This window comes from Alistipes indistinctus YIT 12060, assembly GCF_025144995.1.
Lineage (GTDB): Bacteria > Bacteroidota > Bacteroidia > Bacteroidales > Rikenellaceae > Alistipes_A > Alistipes_A indistinctus.
Window position 1 is genome coordinate 859,499 of sequence record NZ_CP102250.1, and the last position, 19,803, is coordinate 879,301.

A 19,803-nucleotide genomic window follows, 5' to 3' on the forward strand; every position below is an offset into this window, starting at 1 on the left:
CCCGGACGAAACCCCGTCTAAAACTCGGACGTAAAATGGAATTTGATGTCGGGAAATTTTTCCATTGCCAGGGACAGCGCATAGGAAGTATCGGCCAGGAATACCTCGCGTCCGCGCTTGTCTAACGCCATATTGTTGTACTTGCGCTTACGGAAATCCTCCAACTGTTCGCGGTTGTCGGACTCGATCCAGCACGCCTTGTGGATTTGGATCGGTTCGTAACGGCATTTCGCACCGTATTCGTGTTCCAAACGGTACTCGATCACCTCGAACTGTAACGCGCCCACCGTGCCGATGATCTTGCGGCCGTTCATCTTGCTGGTAAACAACTGTGCGACACCCTCGTCCATCAACTGGTCGACGCCTTTGGCCAACTGTTTGAATTTCATCGGATCGGCGTTTTCGATATAGCGGAACAATTCGGGCGAGAAACTGGGAATACCGGTAAAACGGAGCTTTTCGCCTTCGGTGAACGTATCGCCGATCTTGAAGTTTCCCGTATCGTGCAAACCGACGATATCACCGGGGAAAGCTTCGTCGATCACAGATTTTTTCTCAGCCATGAACGCGGTCGGCGCGGCGAATTTCATTCCCTTGCCCGACGGAACATGCAAGTAGGACTTATTGCGTTCAAAAACGCCTGAACAGATTTTCAGGAATGCGATGCGGTCACGGTGGTTCGGATCCATGTTCGCATGAATCTTGAAGATGAAACCGGTCAGTTTCGGTTCGTCGGGGCGGATATCCCGCTGCTCGGTATGGCTCACCCCGGGCGACGGGGCAATGCGGATGAAACAGTCGAGCAATTCGCGCACGCCGAAATTGTTAAGCGCACTGCCGAAAAAGACCGGAGCCACTTCGCCGCGACGGTAACTGTCCAGATCGAACTCCGGGTAAACCCCTTCGACCAGCTCCAGGTCGTCGCGCAGGTGCTTGGTAAAAGGTGCGATATATTGATCGATGGCCGGATCGTCCAGTTTAACGTCCAGCTCCACCCCTTCGGCACGCTGCTTGTCTTCGGTGAAAAACAGCGACAACCGATCGGCATAGAGGTCGTAAACACCTTTAAACGTGGGACCGGTGCTGATCGGCCACGCCAGCGGACGTACTTTGATCTTCAGTTCGGCCTCGATCTCGTCGAGCAGGTCGAACGGATCCTTGCACGGACGGTCGAGTTTATTGATGAAAACCATCACCGGGGTCTTGCGCATACGGCAAACCTCCATCAGCTTACGCGTCTGGGTTTCGACACCTTTCGCACCGTCGACCACGATGATCACGCTATCGACCGCCGTCAGCGTGCGGTAGGTGTCTTCGGCAAAATCCTCGTGCCCCGGCGTATCGAGGATATTGATCTTGCAATCCTTATACTCGAAACCCATCACCGAGGTTGCGACCGAAATACCCCTCTGCCGCTCGATCTCCATAAAGTCAGAAGTGGCTCCCTTCTTGATCTTGTTCGACTTGACGGCTCCGGCCACGTGAATCGCGCCGCCGAAAAGCAGCAGTTTCTCGGTCAGGGTGGTTTTACCCGCATCCGGGTGGCTGATGATGGCGAATGTGCGCCGACGCGCGATTTCCTGTTGTAAGTCCATATCGTAAAATGCTGCGTCCGGGGCCGCTTGGACAATCCCGGACTCAGGTTAAATTATCCATTGTTGTCATTCGACCTCGCGGGCGGATAGTCGGTCGAATAGTGCAGTCCGATGCTCTGGTGCAAAGCCTCGGCATGCTTGATTATGAGGTAGCCCACGGCGATCATGTTGCGCAGTTCGCAAAGGTCCTGGCTCAGCGTCAGCTTCGAATAGAGTTCTTCGGTCTCCTTGAAGATAATCTCCAGCCGGCGTTTGGCACGTTCGAGCCGCAGGTTCGAGCGGACAATACCCACATAATTGCTCATAATCTGCTGCATCTCCTTGTAATTCTGCGTAATGAGCGCCATCTCCTCAGGCATCGTCGTCCCCTCGTAATCCCACGCCGGGATATCGCGCTGCAGTTCTATGCCGTCGATCCTGCCGATCGAATGGCGTACCGCAGCGTCGGCATAAACGGCCGCTTCCATCAGCGAGTTGGAGGCGAGGCGGTTACCGCCGTGCAATCCGGAGGAAGAGGTTTCGCCCAACGCGTACAGCCGCCGGATTGACGACTGCCCGTTCAGGTCGACTTTCACGCCGCCGCAGCAATAATGCGCTGCGGGCACTACCGGAATCATATCCTTGGTCAGGTCGATACCCACCGAAAGGCATTTCTTGTAGATATTCGGGAAATGGTCTGTCACCTCGCGGGGATCCTTGTGCGTAATATCAAGGTACACGAACTCCTCGCCCGAAATCTTCAGTTCGTGGTCGATGCCGCGGGCTACGACGTCGCGCGGCGCGAGCGAGCCCATCGGGTGGTATTTGTGCATGAACTCCTTGCCGTTCTGCAGCCGCAGGATGCCGCCGAAACCGCGCATCGCCTCGCTGATCAGGAATGACGGACGCTCCCCCGGATTATAGAGCGACGTCGGATGAAACTGGATGAACTCCATGTTTTCGACGATACCCTTCGCCCGGTGCACCATCGCGATGCCGTCGCCGGTAGCCACTGAAGGATTGGTCGTCGTGTGGTAGATGTTGCCTACCCCGCCGGTAGCCAGCACGGTGATTTTCGAAAGTACCGTGTAAATTTCGTGTTTTTTCAGGTTCAGGACATATGCGCCGAAACAGGTAATGTCGGGCGTACTCTTCCGGACCAATTTACCCAGATGGTGCTGCGTGAGGATATCGACGGCAAAATGGTGCTCGAGAATCTCTATGTTGTGGTGCCGTTTCACCTTGCGCATCAGCGCCCGCTCGATCTCATGGCCGGTGATATCCTTGTGGTGCAGGATACGGTGTTCGCTGTGGCCGCCTTCACGGGCCAGTTCATAGCGTCCGGTGCCTTCCTTGTCGAACTTGACTCCCCACGCGATCAGCTGCTTGATCACCTCCGGCGCACGGGTCACCACCTGCTCGACCGCCGCACGGTCGCAAATCCCCGCACCGCAAACCAATGTGTCCCGGATATGTTTCTCGAACGTATCGGGATCGTACATCACCGAGGCGATCCCTCCCTGGGCGTAATCCGTGTTGCACTCGTTCATTTCGCCTTTGGTGACGATCACCACCTTGCCTACTTCAGCCGCCTTGAGCGCGTAACTGAGACCGGCTATCCCACTGCCGATAACCAGAAAATCCGTTTCGATGTTCATTACAATATCAGCTTTTTAAACTCTTCGGCACTGCCTGAAAATACGTTGCGGTCAACCTTGCCCGGGATGCCCGGAATCCGGTGCGAATCGGTGTGCTGCCAGAGCTGCCACCGCAGGGTGGGACACTCCCGGTAATCTGCGATCCACAGTACGTATTCGTCTTCGGGAAAGGTGTCCGCCAGGTATTTTTCGTAAAAATTGGTCGAGCAATAGATGATCGGGTTGACACCGTAATAGTGCTTGATCTCGCGGCAGAAATTCTTCGCCTCGCGGGCCGAACGTTTCGGATCCTTCATAAAGCGGTGCCACTCGATGTCGAGCACCGGCAGGATGTTGCCCCTTTTGAGCCGGGCCGTTTTGATGAAATTACGCGCCTGCTCCTTGCCGGGCGTGCGATGCCCGAAAAAATGATAGGCCCCCCACAGGACACCGGCACTTTCCAGTTCGGCGCGGTGCTTCGCATAAGTCGGATCGACGATCAGGGTTCCTTCAGTGGCCTTGATAAAGACGAAATGCGGCTGTTCATGCTGCAACACCTTCTCCCAGTCGACATCTTTCTGGTGCCGCGAAACATCGAGCCCCCACACCTCGAAATCGTCGGCCGTGCGCGTACACGCGACTGCCAGTAACGATACGGTCAACAACAACAATATTTTAAGGGAAGTATCCGGAATGCGCATATCCGTTTTTTGAACAGCAAAGGTACAAAACTGTTCCGGTTTTTCCGTTTCAGACACAGGTTTTCCGCTTTTTTTCATTAAAAAAAGTTAGCTTTGCAAACCGAACCCCAGAACGAAGCGAGATGAAAAAGGCGTTGTTGTGTACCGTACTGTTCCTGTCAGGTGTAACCGGCCGTGGATTTTGTACTCCGGGAAATGAAGACGCGGTCCCGCGAAAAGACACGCTCTCGGTCGAAATGCAGGACGTCGTGGTCACAGCCACCCGTACTCCGCTGACACTCAAACAAACCCCCGTCATCACACGTATCATCACAGCGCGCGACCTCGAGAGCCGGGGCGTGGCGACGATCCAGGAGGCGCTCGAAAACGAACTGGCAGGCGTCGAGTTCCATCAGGCGGGTTACGGTTCGTCGCTCTCTTTCCAGGGGCTCGATGCGCGCTATGTCCTGTTTCTGGTGGACGGGGAACGCATGGCCGGAGAGACGTACGGCAATGTCGATTACGCCCGCCTTCCCATCGCGAACATCGAACGGATCGAAATCGTGCGCGGTGCCTCGTCGGTGCTTTACGGCTCGAACGCGATGGGGGCTATCGTGAACATCATTACCAAAATGCCCAAGCAACGCGTCGAAGTGAACGCATCGATGCGTTACGGCACGCCCTATCAGAAAAACGGGGACGAAACGCTCGGGGGCACGAATACCGACCGCGACATCCACACCTACCGCAATAAACTCGACCTACCCAACCTAAAAGGGGACCTCTCGGTCGGCTTCAACACCGGGAAACTCAAATCGCTCACCACTTTTTCATACCGCAGCGTAGATGCCTACAAGCTCGTCGGCACCAAAGACGAGGTGCGCCATTACGCAGCCGGGGAACTCAAAAAAATGACCCCGAAGATGGTTCCGGTGATCGGCCCGGGCGGCAACGTGGTCGGCATGCGCCCCGAAATGGATCCTTCCACGGGCATGCCGGTCTTTGTGGTGGGGAGCACCAACCTGAACGACACGACCGTCATCGTGCCGCCCGACGACCGCGGGCTCAGCGTCAGCGGCTGGCGGGACATCAACGTGGGGCAGCGGTTCGACTATGTGCTCTCCGAAAAGTTCCGTTTCGAACTTTCCGGCAACTATTTCAACAAGCACCGCTACGACTTCAACGGCAGCATCCTCGACGAGAACCCGTTGTCGAACAACAGCAAACCGTGGACCTTCGAATCCTACGAGGGGTACAACGTCAAGGCGCTGATGGAGCACTCGCCCAACGAGAACAACAAGGTTTACCTTTCTTTCATCCGCGACGAATATTTCCGCCGGCAGGACAGCCTCAGCGGCGTAACGCTACCCAAGCAGAACCACATCTACAACATGCCGCGACTACTGTGGACGCTCAAAGCCGGGGAATACAACCGGCTCACCACAGGGCTCGAGTTGATCAACGAACAGTTGCATTTCGACCTGAATCCGCTCGGATACGACGACCTGAAAAGCATGAACACAGGTTCGCTGTACGTGCAGGACGAAATCCGCACGCAAAAAGCCCTGAGCTTCACGGTAGGAGTCCGCGCCGACTGGAACAACCGCTTCGGCTGGCACGTCACGCCCAAAGCGTCGATCAAATACAACATCGGCAAGTTCACAATCCGGGGCAATTACGCCAACGGCTACCGCAACCCGTCGCTCAAAGAGCTCTACATGGAGTTCCAGGTGCCGATGCAAGGCCAGACCTACATCCGGGGCAACGCAAACCTCAAGCCGGAAACGAACCACTACCTGTCGCTGGCCGGAGAGTTCACCACCAGCGGGTTCAACATGTCGGCCACCCTGTACAACAGCTACTTCCGCAACAAGATCGATGTGCGCGGCCACATGGAAGAGACCAAAACGATCCTGCAATACGAGAATGTCCGCCGCAGCGAAATGGGAGGGCTCGAACTGCTCGCCCGTTGGCGCATTTGCAAAGGATTGTTCGTCCGGGCCGATTACAACTACCTGTTCCAGATCGACGACGCGTCTCAGGAATCGACACAGTATATCTACCCCAGTCCGCACACGGCGACATTCCAGGCCGATTACAGTTTCTCGGCCAGCCCCGGCTGCCGCATCAACCTCAACGCCACGCTGCGTTACGTAGGCGCGAAAACCTATGAGGACTTCATGCCGATCGTCAACCTGAGCGGCATGGGCAGCGGCTCGATGAAAGACCTCAAATTCTGGATGGGTTCCTATTCGGCCCGTCAGCAAGGATATGTAATCTGTAATGCCGCGGTCAATTTCGACTTCAAGGACATGTTCGGACTCTCCCTTGGCGTCGACAATATCGGCAACTACCGGCCCAAAGTGGTGAACTTCAACTCTGCCACCACGCCGCGCCGCAACATGTTCGTACGCATTAGCTACGCATTCGCCTCGAAGCGGTAAAACTGCTTTCCGGCTTCCAGCGGGCCTGGATTCCCGAGCGGTTCCGGCATACCCCGCGAAGCAAGGCGACAAGGCTTTCCAGATGAAAAGCTACATGTTTCTGAACGCGTACAGGCACGTTTTTTGTTTAAATAGTTCAGATCAAATCCATTCCGAGCTATGAAGCAACAGAATACCCCGTCCGGCACTCCCGTCCAATCCGTATCGCCGCCTCCTTCCCCCGCATCACGGCATTCCGTGAAACACAGCCGTGTAATGCTCGGCATCCGCGACGGATTAAATATTCTGGTCTTGCTGGGCAGTGTGCTGGTCATCGCCGCCCTGTCGTTCGAAACCTTCCACGATGCGGCACAAAACTATTACCACGCCTACCTGCAAATTCAACTGTGGGTCTGCCTGATCTTCATGAGCGATTTCCTCTTCCGTTTCTACCTCAGCGAACGGAAATGGCACTACCTGTGGCACAACCTCATCTTCCTGCTCGTTTCGATCCCCTACCTGAACATCGCCGACCACAGCCAGACGCCGCTTACGCAAGAGGCCTACTATATTTTCAAGCTGATGCCGCTGGTTCGGGGAGGGTACGGACTGGCCGTGATGGTGGGTTGGATCACACGCAGCCGGGTTACCAACCTGCTGGTTTCGTATGTCGTGACCCTGCTCGCGCTGATCTACTTCTCCACCCTGATCTTCTACCAGCTGGAACACGGACCGAACCCCAATGTGACCAACTACGGCTCTGCGGTGTGGTGGGCTTTCATGAACGTCACCACAGTGGGAGCCAACATATTCGCCGTTACGCCGATGGGCAAAGTGCTCACGGTGGTACTGGCCGCATCGGGCATGATGATGTTTCCGATCTTCACGGTTTACATCACTACCAAGTTCCAATCCCACTTCAAAGCGCAGAACGCCCTGCACGAACGGGCTGGACACGAAGGATCGCCCGATCCGGATGAACCGGACGAAGAGAGCGCCGCATCTTAAAATCGGGAAAACGGGATAGATCATTTCCCGTCGAACATCCCCGAAAAACGTTGGCTAGGAAATACGACCGGGAGCTAAACTCGGAATGCCGGTGGACAGGCGGGGAGATACAGACAAGAAACACTGGCAGGGAAAATCAAAAAATCTCCTGGCGAAGATTTTAGCAGAAATTACCGTCCCAAAAACTGGATCAGCAACAGGCCGGTCAACATGGCCCCGATCGTTGCGATCAACCCCGGCATCATGAACGAATGATTCAGCACGTATTTGCCGATCCGGGTGGTACCGGTGCGGTCGAAATTGATCGCGGCGACGACGGTCGGATAATTCGGAATGAAAAAATAACCGTTCACGGCAGGAAACAACGCCACCAGCATCCACGGTGAAATACCCAGCGCAATGCCCAGCGGCATCAAAGCCCGCACGGTGGCCGCCTGGCTGTAAAGCAGGATCGACATCACGAAAAGAGCTATTCCGAAAAGCCACGGCATAGAGGTGACCACGCCTTCGATCGAAGCGCGCAGTTCGGTCATATTGCCGTTGAGAAACGTATCGCCCATCCAGGCGATACCGAAAATCGCCACCACCGCCTGCATACCGGCAGAAAAGACCGATCCCTGCGCTGCCTTGATCCCGTTCGTACGGGTAATCAACAGGATCAACGCCGCCGCGGACAACATCAATATCTCGATCACCGACGGCATCTGCAACATCGTATCCCCGTTGCGGCGCAGCTCCTCGATGGAACCGAACAGCACGATCAGCACCGTGGCCAACACGAAAATACCCACCGACACGGCCGCTTTCCATGGAGATTTCAGCGCCTCGGCTCCTTTAACCGCCTCATCGAACTCTCCCGCTTCCAACCGGCGCAGGTATTCGGGGTCCACTTCGAGATCCCTGCCCACACGCAGCGAATAAAGTGCGCCGAGCAGCACCCCTACGATCGTCGAAGGTATACTGATCATCAAGATATCGAGCAAAGAGAGGTGGTAACCGGTCAGCATGCTCAACAGCGCAACCGTCGCCGCCGAAATCGGACTCGCGGTAATAGCCTGCTGCGAAGCGATGACGGCAATGGCCATCGGGCGTTCCGGACGAATCTTCGTTTCGCGTGCCACTTCGGCGATCACCGGCAGTACCGAATAGGCCACATGGCCGGTTCCGGCTACGAAAGTAAACAGGTAAGTCACCAGCGGACTGAGCAGCGTAATCCGGGAAGGATTGCGGCGCAACAGTTTCTCCGCCTGCCGTACCATCAGGTCGAGCCCCCCGGCCGCCTGCATACATCCTGCCGCCGCGATGACCGCTACGATCATCAGCATCACATCGATCGGCGGAGAAGTCGGTTGCAGTCCGAATATGAAAGTAAGGACACCCAATCCGATGCCTCCCATTACACCGAGGCCGATACCGCCGAGGCGTGCACCGAGGATGATCGCGACCAAAACAAAAAAGAATTGCAGCAACATAGGAGAGGCGGTTAGCGGTAGGAAACGATTAAAATCCCACAAAAGTAATCATTTTCGGCAATAACCGGCATAAAACAGAGGGAGCTGACAGCCTCTACCCTTTTTTGAAAACACGAAGGCATCTCACAAACAACCGAAAGCATTCCACGCAACGGAACGGTTAAAACACAAAGGCCCCGAACGCCACCTGTTTCCGGGATTTTCACCAAACAGGCCATCCGAAACGGAAACTCAGGCCGAATGATTCCGGAGATAGTCGGCGCAAAGGGTGTGGGTCAATCCGTCGATGATCCCGATCGTCGGTACGAAGATCGTCGCAGCTTCGACGTGCCGGGCGATCGTCAGAAAAATCTCAGCCGCAGGGACGATCACGTCCGCCCGGTCGGGATTGAGCCGGAATTGCTCCATGCGCTGCTCCGGATCGAGCAGTTTGAGCCGGTTGTACAGTTTTTGGAGCGTCGCTACCGGCAACTGTCCGTCGGATTTTTTCCCGGACAGGCTGTACAGTTTATTGATATTGCCGCCCGAACCGATGATCTGCAGGCCGGGATACGCATCGCGGAGCGCGTCCATATCGCTGCGCAACGCCTCCCAGCTCTGTTCCCTGACCTTCCCGCTGAGCATACGCACCGTGCCGATATCGTAAGAACGGGAGCTATGCAACTCGCCGTCGTGAATCAGGCTCACTTCGGTGCTGCCGCCCCCCACATCGACATAAATGTAACACCCTTCGCTTTCGAGCAGGTCGCCGATATGGCTGTCGTAAACGATCCGCGCCTCTTCCACACCGTCGATAATTTCGATGCGGATGCCGGTTTTCGCGTAAATCCGGTCGGCAATGCGGCCGCCGTTCGAAGCATCGCGCATGGCCGAGGTCGCGCAGGCCCGGTAACTGACTACATCGAAAACTTTCATCAGCAACCGGAACGATTTGATCGTCCGCATCAGCCGCTTCTGTTTCTCCTGTGAGATCCGGCCGTTGCCGAACGCATCCTCGCCCAATCGCAGGGGGATGCGCAACAGCACGCACTTGGTCATTTCATCGACAGTTTCGCCGGGGCGTATCCCCTTGATCAGCAACCGTACGGCATTCGATCCGATATCGATCGCAGCAAAATTGAGTTTACTTTCCAGCATGCTCCCTCTGTGTTAACTGTTCATTCGCCTGTTCGGTATAAAAACGATACAGCTCGCTTTGCGAACGGAAAGGCGGCAGATCGTTTTCATAAAGTCTGTTCTCACCGGTACCGTCCACCACCCGGGCAGCCACATTGTCCCGCAGGCCATATTCGATTATGCGGCGCAATTCGGCCTGAATCGCACGATCGTGCACCGGGGCATAAACCTCGACCCGGTGGTCGAGATTGCGGGTCATCCAATCGGCCGAGCCAATGAAATAACGTTCGCGGCCGCGGCCTCCGTTACAGAAGATAAAGATACGCGAATGCTCCAAATAACGGTCGATAATGCCCCTGATCTCGATATTCTCACTCAGGCCCGGGATACCCGGAATGACCGAGCAGTTTCCGCGTACCAGCATGCGCAGTTGCACTCCGGCCGCAGAGGCTTCATACAGCCTGCGGATAATCTTGTCGTCGGTAATGTGGTTGACTTTGCACAGGATATAAGCTTTCCGGCCGGCCTGCGCATGGGCGATCTCCGTATCGATCATTTCATCCATCCCGGAACGCATACCCTGCGGAGAGACGAGCAGTTGCCTGAAAACGACCGGACGGTACGGGTGGCGGATAAAATCGAACACCGCATCGACCTCGCGCGTAATGCGGCGGTCGGCGGTAAACAGTGTCGTATCGGTATAGAGTTTCGCATTCCCTTCGTGGAAATTGCCCGTACTGATGCACGCGATATCGCCCTTCGGCGAGGAGATGTGGGTAAGCTTGCTGTGCACCTTCAATCCCTCGACGCCGAACAGGACATGGATGCCCGCATCCTGCATCTTCTTCGACCAGCTGATGTTCGAAGATTCGTCGAAACGGGCCATCAATTCGACCACTACCGTCACCTCTTTACCGTGCCGGGCGGCACAGATCAGCGCCTTGACCACCTTCGAGTCCTTGGCCAGCCGGTAAACGGTCGTTTTGATGCTCCGCACGTCACGGCTCAGCGCCGCTTCGCGCAGCAACCGGATATAGTTGGAAAAGCTATGATAGGGATAGTGCAGGAAGCGATCCTTCGTACGTACAGCTTCCAACGCGCTGCCATAGGTCTCGAACGGGGAGGTGAGCACCGGAGGCTGCGGGGGAAATTTCAGATCGGAGCGTCCGACGGAAGGAAATCCTATCAAGTCCTTCATGTTGTGATACCGCGACCCGGCATCGCTCGTGTCGAAACGGTCGATACGCAGTTTCGTGCGAATGTGGCGCAGCATATCCCGGGGCATCTGCTTGTCATAGACCAACCGCACCGGCTCGCCTTTCCTGCGGTTTTTCACGCCTCGCGCGATCTGCTCGACCAGCCCCACGCCGATCCCGCTGTCGAGCTCGATCTCGGCATCGCGCGTAAATTTGAACGTATAAGCCTCGAAAGAGTCGTAATGCAATCCGGCAAAGATGAACGGCAGACAAAACCGCACGACATCGTCCAGGAACATGATGCAGGTGCGCCCTCTTTCGGGCGGCAGCACGATGAAACGTCCGAACTCGCGCGTAGGCAGTTCAATCAGCGCGAAGTCACGAAGCGTCTTACCGCTGCGCGGTCCTGTCCGCAACAATTTCACAGCCAGGTAGATTCCTGAATCGGTCAGGTCGCCCAGGCGCGATCCCTGCGTGGTAATGAGTGGATAGGTCGAACTGTTCAGGTCGTTGCGGTACACCATCTTGATGTAACGGGCCTGCGAATCGGACAACTGCGTTTCGTCGATCAGGTAAATATGCTGATCTTTCAACCGGGTTTTAAGCCGTTCGAAAGTCTCCTCGAACTCCTGCAGATAAACTTTCGTCAACTTTTCGACCAACCGCAATTCGCGCAGCGCGGTGGCGCGCGTCTGTCCCCCGTGCGGTTCCTCCTCGTACTCGACCACCCGTTTGAGCGCCGAAACCCTCACACGGTAAAATTCGTCGAGATTGTTCGAATAGATCCCCAGAAAAGTGAACCGTTCGAGCAACGGCACGTTATCGCGCTGGGCCTCTTGAAGGATGCGGCGGTTAAAGTACATCCAGCTCACGTCACGATCCAGCATTCTCACCGCACGTTTTTTCTTTGCCATATCCCCGTTATGCTATTATCATTCCATCCCACGGACGTTTCCTACCGCTCCGGCCCCATCCGGCGACACCCGCCCGGCGGAACGCCGACTCAACGAAGTATAATTGTCCTAAGACGTTTCCGGCAACAAAGATATGCCGGAATAAATCCCCGACCACCGAAACTCGCATGATCAAAATGTAAATTCACAATCTCCGGACCATTTACAGCCAATCCACAACATCCCTTTTCAGGACCGGCTCCACATCTGTACCCTCCACAAAAAAGGCTATAAGTATAAAGACGTATTTTATTGGAGCATTGGCCTTTCTCAGGACATCAACAGCCCGAAACCCCGAAAATTATGCTAATTTTGTTCGTGCAAATTTTGTCCCAATCCACTTTTACTAAGATAATGAAAAATTTCAGCGCGACGAAGTACTCCCTGCAAAATGTAACCACCGGCCGAATCTTCGAAGACGAGGGCTGGCTCCTCGACGATCCCGAAGGCGGCTCACCGTCGCTGATCCGGGCCCGTTACACGACCCGGCAAATCGAGCCCGGCGGAGATGAAATGGGAATTTACCGCTTCGCGCAATGGCTGCCGGTCGGCAGAATGCTGAAAGGCTCGTGTGCCCCCGTTACTTACAAAAGTTCGAAACTGGCCGCTGCACTCGGACTGAAAAACCTCTATATCACCTTCAACGGCTATTATCCCAAGATCGGCGCCCACATGAGCACCTGCTCATTCAAGGAGACCGAGGCCTACTCGGTTTGCGGACGCCTCGGCGAAGACCATGCACACAAAGTGCTGGTAGTGGCATCGGCAGGGAATACGGCCCGCGCTTTCGCGCGCGTCTGCTCTGACAACCGCATTCCGCTGCTGCTGAGCGTACCGGAAGACAACCTCGATGCACTTTGGTTCGACGCCCCGCTCAACGACTGTGTCAAACTGATCGCGGCGCGTAAAGGCGGCGACTATTTCGATGCGATCCACCTGAGCAACCTGGTGCTCAAATCCGATAAATTCCTCGCCGAAGGCGGTGCCAAGAACATCGCACGCCGCGACGGCATGGCAACGACCGTACTTTCGGCCACGACCTTCATCGGCCGCATTCCGGATTATTACTTCCAGGCGATCGGCAGCGGCACAGGGGCTATTGCGGCATGGGAAGCGAATCAACGCCTGATCGAGGACGGCCGCTTCGGCACGCACAAGATGAAACTGATGGTATCGCAAAACCTGCCTTTCGTCCCGATGTACAATGCCTGGCGGGCACGTTCGCGCGCCATGCTCCCTTACGACGACGATCAGGCCCGGATCGACGCCGAATCGATCGACGCGAAGGTTCTGTCGAACCGCAAGCCCCCCTACCCGATCGGCGGCGGGCTGTTCGATGCACTGATCGACACTGGCGGAGACATCCTCGTAGCCACGAACGAAGAGGCCCGTGCCGCAAAGAAACTGTTCGAGGAAACCGAAGGCGTGGACATCTACTCCGCTCCCGGCATCGCGCTCGCTACGCTGATCAAAGCAGTGAAATCCGGAGAGGTCGATCCCGAAAAAATCATCATGCTGAACATTACTGGCGGCGGTGAAAAACATTTCCAGCAAGGCAAAGAGCTGCACTACCTGAAACCCTCGTTGGTTTTCGACCTCGATCCCGATCCGGACGAAGTAGTGCGAAAAGTCTCAGCACTGTTTTAACAGCATCTTTCCCGAAATCAGAGTAAAATATGGAAACGGCCCGGAGATGCCTCCGGGCCGTTTCCATATCAATATCAAGTTTTGGTTCCTTACACTCCAAAAAGCAACTGTCGGCCTTTCAACTAAAAAAACACATTACGGACGGTATGCAACATTCTTTCTCAATCAATATCCCCCATAATTGTCCGCACAAGTATCATCAAAACGCCGCACCCAATTTAAGCCATTCGATTAAAACGAAAACCGCCGCTCCGGCCAGATATCCGGCCAATGCCATCAACGTAATCCGCTTCAGGTACCACGCGAAATTGATCTTTTCGAGTCCCATCACCACGACACCGGCAGCTGAGCCGATAATCAGCAGGCTGCCGCCTACGCCTGCACAGTAGGCCAGGAACAACCAGAACGGACCGTCCTGCACGAAATGCTGCATAAAGGCGGGATCGGCCATCGTACCCACCATCGCCGGATCCACGATCGGATACATCCCCATCGCCCCGGCCACCAGCGGCACGTTATCGACGATCGAGGACATCAGGCCGATAATCACGTTGATGATATAAATATTATGCAGTTCCCTGTTGAGGAACCCGGCCGCAGCATCCAGAATCCCCGTAGCCTGCAGGGCCGCCACGGCCAGCAGAATCCCGAGGAAAAAGAGGATTGTCGGAATATCGATATGGCGGATCACCTGAGTCACCCGATGTTTGTCCCGCTCGGCCACATCCACCTTCTTCCGGTAAAGCAATTCGGTATAGACCCACATGATACCGAGACCGACCATGATTCCCATAAACGGCGGCAAATGCGTCAGCGACTTGAATACCGGTACGAACAACAGGCAGGAGACACCCAGAATGAGCATTGTCAGACGCTCCCTGGGGGTCAGGACCTGTTCGACATTCGACATGGCTTTGTCCTCGGTGCCGTCCGAAGTAATCATCCCGTGCATCGACCGCGATGCGATCCACACCGGCACGATCGTCGAAACGAGACTGGGAAGCAGCAGCGATTCCACCAGCGGCACCGAGGTCACATTGCCTTTGACCCAGAGCATAATCGTCGTCACGTCCCCGATGGGCGACCACGCACCGCCGCTGTTGGCCGCGATGATGATGATACTCGCGAACAGCCAGCGTTCCTTTTGCTCGGGAATAATCCGGCGAATCAGCATGACCATCACGATGGCCGTAGTCATGTTATCCAACACGGCCGACATAAAGAAGGTCAGGATCGAAATCAGCCACAACAACGTAACTTTCTTGCGGGTCGTAATGCGGTTGGTAATGATCGAAAATCCCCCGTGGACATCGATCAGCTCCACGATCGTCATCGCTCCGATCAGGAAGAAAAGGGTTTCGGAAATCTCTCCCAGATGTTCGACGATCTGCACTCCCGAAATGAAACGCACGCACTGTTCGACCAGCGGCAGTGCCGCAATCGTCGGATTATCCGACAAAAATTCGCCGAACGCCTGCCCGTCGAGTTGCGGCACGCTCAACGGTGCCGTAACGATATAAAGCGCCCATAAAATTCCGCCGGTCAGCAGCGCCGACGCGGCTTTGTTCACCTGCAACTTGTGCTCCATCGCAATACAGAGGTATCCGACGAGGAACACAGCGACCATTATTCCCAACATAAAACTTCTATTAACTTATTTTTCGAGGGAACAAAAATAGCAATAAAACTCGGTTTTCTTCTGCCTCCCAAATTATTATATACCGGGAATATTTGTCCTAAACAGGCTATTTATTGGAATAATTACACTATATTTAAATACTCTCCTATTGAAATTCAATCTCTAGCATTATGAAAAAGTCGTCGTGGCTGCTCCTCGCAGCCCTGTTGCTGGTGTGTTCCTGCGCCCAGCGAATCAAAATGCAGGTGAGCAATCCCGGTTACCAGACCGATTCCGTAACCGCTCCGGTACGTGTTCTTTCGCTAAACGACACGGTCCCTGCGGAAGCCGTCCTGATCGGAACACTCAAAATCGGAGACAACGGGTTTTCCAAAAGCGGAAACCTCGACACCACGCTGCGGTTGGCCAGGGAACAAGCCGCCAAAGCCGGCGGCAATCTCGTCAAAATCACCTGGCACAAGGCCCCGAGTTTTGCCAGCAGCTGCCATCGGATCAAGGCCGATATCTATCGGATGGACTCCCTGCCGCCAGTGAAGACGCATGCCGTGTTCGACAGTCTGCATTTCCTGAACGGCGAGAGCGTAATCCATCTCTTCCGGAAATTTCCTTTAGGTGCAGCGTTAAGTTACGACGTGAAAATCAATGACTCCGTAGTAACCCAGGCACGCAACAATTGGGCCGAAGAGATTGTGATCCCGGCCACGGGTGAAGTAGTCATCTGGGCCTCCACCGAAAACCGGGCGGAACTCAAACTGATCCTGCAAGCGGGATATCACTATTACATCCGGTGCGGCATGAAATACGGCATAATGGTCGGACGGCCCAAGCTGGAGATCGTGGAACCATCGGTCGCCAAAGCCGAAATCGAAGCGATTCAACAGACTGCGCCAGACCCGGATACAGATACGGATACGGAACCTTAAAAAACTTCATCCCCTAAAACTACCCAAACGATGAAAAAACTACTATTACTTGTCTTTGCACTGAGTCTCTTGCCCAAAGGTTACGCCCAGGACCTGCTCGTGACCGCGAAAGGCGATACCGTGAGATGCAAAATATTGGCGAAAACGGACCAACAGATTTTCATATCGGTCCTCCAGCCCGACGGGACCAAAATCAGTTCTTACGTCTCCAAAGACACGATCCGAACCATCACACCGGGCTATTTTGTTACCGAATCGTCACCGGAAAAGGTAACGCCATTGCTCACTGCCCCGCCAATGAACCAACGAGAGAAAACAAAACACTCCCCGCACGGGGTCCGGTTCGCCCTGTCGGGAGGGTACAGCCACCGGTTGGGTAAATTGGCATCAGGCCTGAAAAGTAGTTACAAAACCGGATTTGTCATCGGCGGCGACCTCGCAGGCTTCTTCAACGAATACATCGGATTGGGTGGATTCGTCAATTACAGGCAATACAACGACGGAAGTGTCAGCAGTGTCGTCGCCGGGCCCAAAATACTCTCCCGGTTTTACAACCGAACGCAGAACAGCGCCTTTATTCTCGGTGTGGGTCTGGGTTACGTATCCTACCAGGAGAGCGTGTCATCCATAAAGGCCACGGGAAGCACGTTCGGCACCACAGTCGAAGCCGGATACGAGATCGGATTGAGTAAAGGCGTTGCACTGATGATCAATGCATGCCTTACGGCAGGTTCATTGGGTAAAATAACAGTCAACGGAAAAACATCCGATCTGGACAAGCGGGGAAGCATGAGTTCCCTCAATCTTGCCGTCGGACTCGTCTTTGGCCGTTGAGAAAGGCCCCTACCAGCCCCCACCGCAGCACAACCTTCCCAACAAAACGAATCCTCCGGAGACAAGATGTCTCCGGAGGATTATACTAATTTTATCCGTAACAGTTATCCGGCAGAAACCATACTTGCAACTTCAGATGCCAGTTCGCGCAACCGGGGATTTGCAGAAGAGGCGTAACGGCCTGTGAGACGCATAATCTCGGCCTGCAACCTGTCGGAAAGCATCGCACAGCGGCACAATGCATTGACCATTCCCCGCACAATCAACGGTTCGGGGTCGCGGCGCATCAGCATCGCATCGGCCTCCCCGAGCAAAAAAAGCGTCCGCTCTCCATCGCACAACGGGCCACCAGCCGTGCGCATCAGCATCATGACACCCGCATACCGCAGGAACACATCATCGGCCGACAGCCATTCCCCGATCAGGTCTACAGCTGCCGCCGAACGCGAAAAAAGGTACATCACCGTCAGTTCGACGATTTCGGAATGGGTGAAATCCCGGCTCCATTCACGTACCTGCTCCGAGGTAACGCACGCAGGATCCTCGACGAACAGCGCGGAGAGCTTCAGCTCGCGCACCTGTTGCCGATACAAAAGAAGAGCAAGAGAGTGGCTCGGGCCATACTCTCTTGCTATCCCGCGAATGGTTGGAACCGAAACCCCGTAATTGAGCGGATAGACAATCCCCCGCTCCTGCATCGCTCCGGTCACCGCTCCGTTCATTTCAACCTTCAAGCGTTTGAGAAGCCGAATCATCAGAGCCGTATCATCCATACTATTCCTTTCTGGCCAGGCTGTTATTTCAACGAGTTGACAGGAACCTCGACCACCTCGCCGAACTGGTACACCGGCACGCGGCTTTGGGCTATTTCGCGTTTTCCGTCGGTCAACCGGCAGTCCACGACGTCGGCGATACGATAAAAGACCGTCCCGCGGGAATCCTTGCTCTTGCGGGTCAACGCGCTGTTTTGAGCCTTTTGCTCAGGCGTCATCTCGATCAGCACGGGCCGGCCCGACAAATCCGACGAAGGCAGCAGGCCTCCCAGATCGGAAAAGCGGCAAACGATAGCGGAATTTTTTCCCTGCTCGGGAATCACATCGTATTCACGGACGATTTTCTGTCTGAACTGTTTGCCCAGGAAAAGCGCCAGATACTCCTCTTCCAACCGGTTCAATTCGTCCAAAGCGGCTTTGAGCCCCTCTCCGAAGACATGCTCTCCGGCGTCGCCCGTCACCAGCTCCATACGCTTCTTGCGCAGCATATAGATCATGTTCGCAGCATCGAGGGCTGCAGATTCGGGATTCTGTTCCACCGTACTACGACGATCCACCTGCACCTTGACGAAACTGGTATCGCTGCCGGTCAGCGATACGGCCTCGACATTACCGCGCAAAGCACGCCGGGCAGGAGCTGCGGGACGGAAGGCCGACGGAACCGGAGCCGCACCGTCCATCTGAGCAGCCATAAAACCTTCGCGGGTCGGTTCATATATCTTCACCGGGCTTTTATCCGGATTTTCCATCGTATACACTTGTGCAGGATCGGCCTCTTCGGCAAAACCGATCTTACCGCCGGTAATCGTGTAAATGTCCTTATCGGCCAACGGAGCCATCACGCCGAGGAACTTCTGCGCATAACGGGCATAAGGCCCTTTGCGGATGCTCTCCTTCTCGACCTCGACGGTCACCTTCAGCGTAGTGCGGGGCAGGGAATAGGCAACGGCACTGTTACTGGTCACCACGAGGCCCTTACCGGCTTTCACCTGAGCCTGGACACCGGCCGAGGCAACGGCCATCAGGCACAACGGGATCAAAATTTTTTTCATATGATCAAACATTTAATTGGTCTTCGGAAAAACACGTAACAAAGCTAACTAAATTTTTAAAATACCCGGTCAAAATTTCAGGTAAAAATCACGCGTAAGGCCCCTGTAGGCTTCACTGTATTCCTGCGGGCGGCCCGTTTCCATGACCAGCGTCGCAAACCGCAGCGGCGCCTGACAGCGTGCAAATTCCATCAGCACCCGTTTCGCCGGCACGTCCGGTTTGGTCTGGACCTGCAACTTGCGTACGACATGCAAACCTCGCTCCAAAGCCATCTGTTCGAAAACGGCACCCTCATGGACAGGCAGAATTACGGCAAAAAGACCTCGCTCCGCCAGTAAAGCCAACACTCCTTCGATCAGCTCCCCGTAAGAAAGCGACACGGTGTGCCGACCGGCATTACGGCCCGGATCGGGCGACTGGAGCGAATCGACAAAATAAGGCGGGTTGGAGACAATCCGGTCGTAAAGGACCGTACCCCGAACCAAAGCGACGTATTCCTGCAAGGTTGTGCGGTACAGCCGCAAACGGCCGCTCCACGGCGAGCCGGCAAAATTCTGTGCCGCATCCAGGCAACTTCCCTCGTCCGGTTCGACAGCATCGACCTGCGCATGCTGCACCCTCTGTGCCGCCATCAAAGCGATGACTCCGGTACCGGTACCGACATCCAGTATGCGCCACGGGGTTTGTTCGGCCCCTTCTGCAACCATAATTTCAGCCGAAAAACAGAGATCGCACCAAGCCCCGAGCAATACCCCGTCCGTCCCCACCCGCATGGCCGAACGAGCCTGGGAAACGGTAAACTGCTTGAATGAAAAGTAAGAATTCCCCATATCGTGCAACATCAAACCAAAGGCGGGAAACCGATCCCGCCTTTG

Annotated in this window: 15 protein-coding genes; 5 read left to right on the top strand and 10 right to left on the bottom strand. The window is 55.1% G+C overall.

What is annotated here, in order from left to right; genetic code table 11:
• Positions 1 to 17: 17 nt before the first annotated feature.
• From NQ495_RS03835 to NQ495_RS03845, 3 genes are read right to left on the bottom strand one after another with little or no spacing between them, the layout of a single operon-like run.
• Positions 18 to 1,595 carry a peptide chain release factor 3 gene (locus tag NQ495_RS03835; protein ID WP_009134274.1) on the bottom strand — a complete coding sequence of 526 codons (1,578 nt, stop codon included), beginning with the start codon at positions 1,593 to 1,595 and terminating at the stop codon, positions 18 to 20.
• 53 nt (positions 1,596 to 1,648) lie between these two features.
• Positions 1,649 to 3,232, bottom strand: coding sequence for an L-aspartate oxidase (nadB, locus tag NQ495_RS03840; RefSeq protein WP_009134273.1), 1,584 nt, complete (start codon positions 3,230 to 3,232; stop codon positions 1,649 to 1,651).
• On the bottom strand, positions 3,232 to 3,912 hold the full coding sequence (locus NQ495_RS03845) for a glycoside hydrolase family 25 protein (protein WP_009134272.1): 681 nt from the start codon (positions 3,910 to 3,912) through the stop codon (positions 3,232 to 3,234). The genes nadB and NQ495_RS03845 overlap by 1 nt, the downstream gene beginning before the upstream one ends.
• 122 nt (positions 3,913 to 4,034) lie before the next feature.
• On the opposite strand from NQ495_RS03845, the gene NQ495_RS03850 reads away from it, so the two are divergent.
• Complete coding sequence (locus NQ495_RS03850) at positions 4,035 to 6,335, top strand: TonB-dependent receptor plug domain-containing protein (protein ID WP_009134271.1); 2,301 nt, start codon at positions 4,035 to 4,037, stop codon at positions 6,333 to 6,335.
• A gap of 159 nt (positions 6,336 to 6,494) precedes the next feature.
• Positions 6,495 to 7,322, top strand: coding sequence for a potassium channel family protein (locus NQ495_RS03855; RefSeq protein WP_009134270.1), 828 nt, complete (start codon positions 6,495 to 6,497; stop codon positions 7,320 to 7,322).
• 170 nt (positions 7,323 to 7,492) lie between these two features.
• Here NQ495_RS03855 and NQ495_RS03860 read toward each other — a convergent pair whose 3' ends face one another.
• The 3 genes from NQ495_RS03860 to NQ495_RS03870 all read right to left on the bottom strand — a co-directional run bounded on the left by NQ495_RS03860 (position 7,493) and on the right by NQ495_RS03870 (position 12,020).
• Entirely contained in the window at positions 7,493 to 8,794 is a 1,302-nt protein-coding gene (locus NQ495_RS03860) for an anaerobic C4-dicarboxylate transporter family protein (protein WP_009134269.1), read from the bottom strand.
• A gap of 231 nt (positions 8,795 to 9,025) precedes the next feature.
• Positions 9,026 to 9,931, bottom strand: a complete 906-nt coding sequence (locus NQ495_RS03865) for a Ppx/GppA phosphatase family protein (RefSeq protein WP_009134268.1) — start codon at positions 9,929 to 9,931, stop codon at positions 9,026 to 9,028.
• Positions 9,918 to 12,020, bottom strand: a complete 2,103-nt coding sequence (locus NQ495_RS03870) for an RNA degradosome polyphosphate kinase (RefSeq protein WP_040294529.1) — start codon at positions 12,018 to 12,020, stop codon at positions 9,918 to 9,920. Before NQ495_RS03870 ends, NQ495_RS03865 begins: the two co-directional genes overlap by 14 nt.
• Positions 12,021 to 12,413: 393 nt before the next feature.
• On the opposite strand from NQ495_RS03870, the gene NQ495_RS03875 reads away from it, so the two are divergent.
• Positions 12,414 to 13,706, top strand: coding sequence for a cysteate synthase (locus tag NQ495_RS03875; RefSeq protein ID WP_040294528.1), 1,293 nt, complete (start codon positions 12,414 to 12,416; stop codon positions 13,704 to 13,706).
• Positions 13,707 to 13,905: 199 nt separating this feature from the next.
• Here NQ495_RS03875 and nhaD read toward each other — a convergent pair whose 3' ends face one another.
• Positions 13,906 to 15,345 (bottom strand): sodium:proton antiporter NhaD, encoded by a 1,440-nt coding sequence (gene nhaD / locus NQ495_RS03880; protein WP_009134265.1) that lies wholly within the window; start codon positions 15,343 to 15,345, stop codon positions 13,906 to 13,908.
• Positions 15,346 to 15,515: 170 nt separating this feature from the next.
• Between nhaD and NQ495_RS03885 the strand changes: the two genes are divergently transcribed.
• Both NQ495_RS03885 and NQ495_RS03890 read left to right on the top strand, forming a co-directional pair.
• Positions 15,516 to 16,268, top strand: a complete 753-nt coding sequence (locus NQ495_RS03885; RefSeq protein WP_009134264.1) for a hypothetical protein — start codon at positions 15,516 to 15,518, stop codon at positions 16,266 to 16,268.
• A 30-nt stretch (positions 16,269 to 16,298) separates the two neighbouring features.
• Positions 16,299 to 17,102 (top strand): porin family protein, encoded by an 804-nt coding sequence (locus NQ495_RS03890; protein ID WP_009134263.1) that lies wholly within the window; start codon positions 16,299 to 16,301, stop codon positions 17,100 to 17,102.
• Between the two features lie 104 nt (positions 17,103 to 17,206).
• On the opposite strand, the gene NQ495_RS03895 is transcribed toward NQ495_RS03890, so the two are convergent.
• The 3 genes from NQ495_RS03895 to NQ495_RS03905 all read right to left on the bottom strand — a co-directional run bounded on the left by NQ495_RS03895 (position 17,207) and on the right by NQ495_RS03905 (position 19,758).
• Positions 17,207 to 17,875, bottom strand: coding sequence for a DNA alkylation repair protein (locus NQ495_RS03895; protein WP_009134262.1), 669 nt, complete (start codon positions 17,873 to 17,875; stop codon positions 17,207 to 17,209).
• A 23-nt stretch (positions 17,876 to 17,898) separates the two neighbouring features.
• The gene (locus tag NQ495_RS03900) at positions 17,899 to 18,927 is read right to left on the bottom strand and encodes a DUF4831 family protein (protein ID WP_009134261.1); all 1,029 of its coding nucleotides are present in this window, start codon (positions 18,925 to 18,927) and stop codon (positions 17,899 to 17,901) included.
• A 69-nt stretch (positions 18,928 to 18,996) separates the two neighbouring features.
• The gene (locus tag NQ495_RS03905; RefSeq protein ID WP_040294672.1) at positions 18,997 to 19,758 is read right to left on the bottom strand and encodes a tRNA1(Val) (adenine(37)-N6)-methyltransferase; all 762 of its coding nucleotides are present in this window, start codon (positions 19,756 to 19,758) and stop codon (positions 18,997 to 18,999) included.
• Between the last annotated feature and the right edge of the window lie 45 nt (positions 19,759 to 19,803).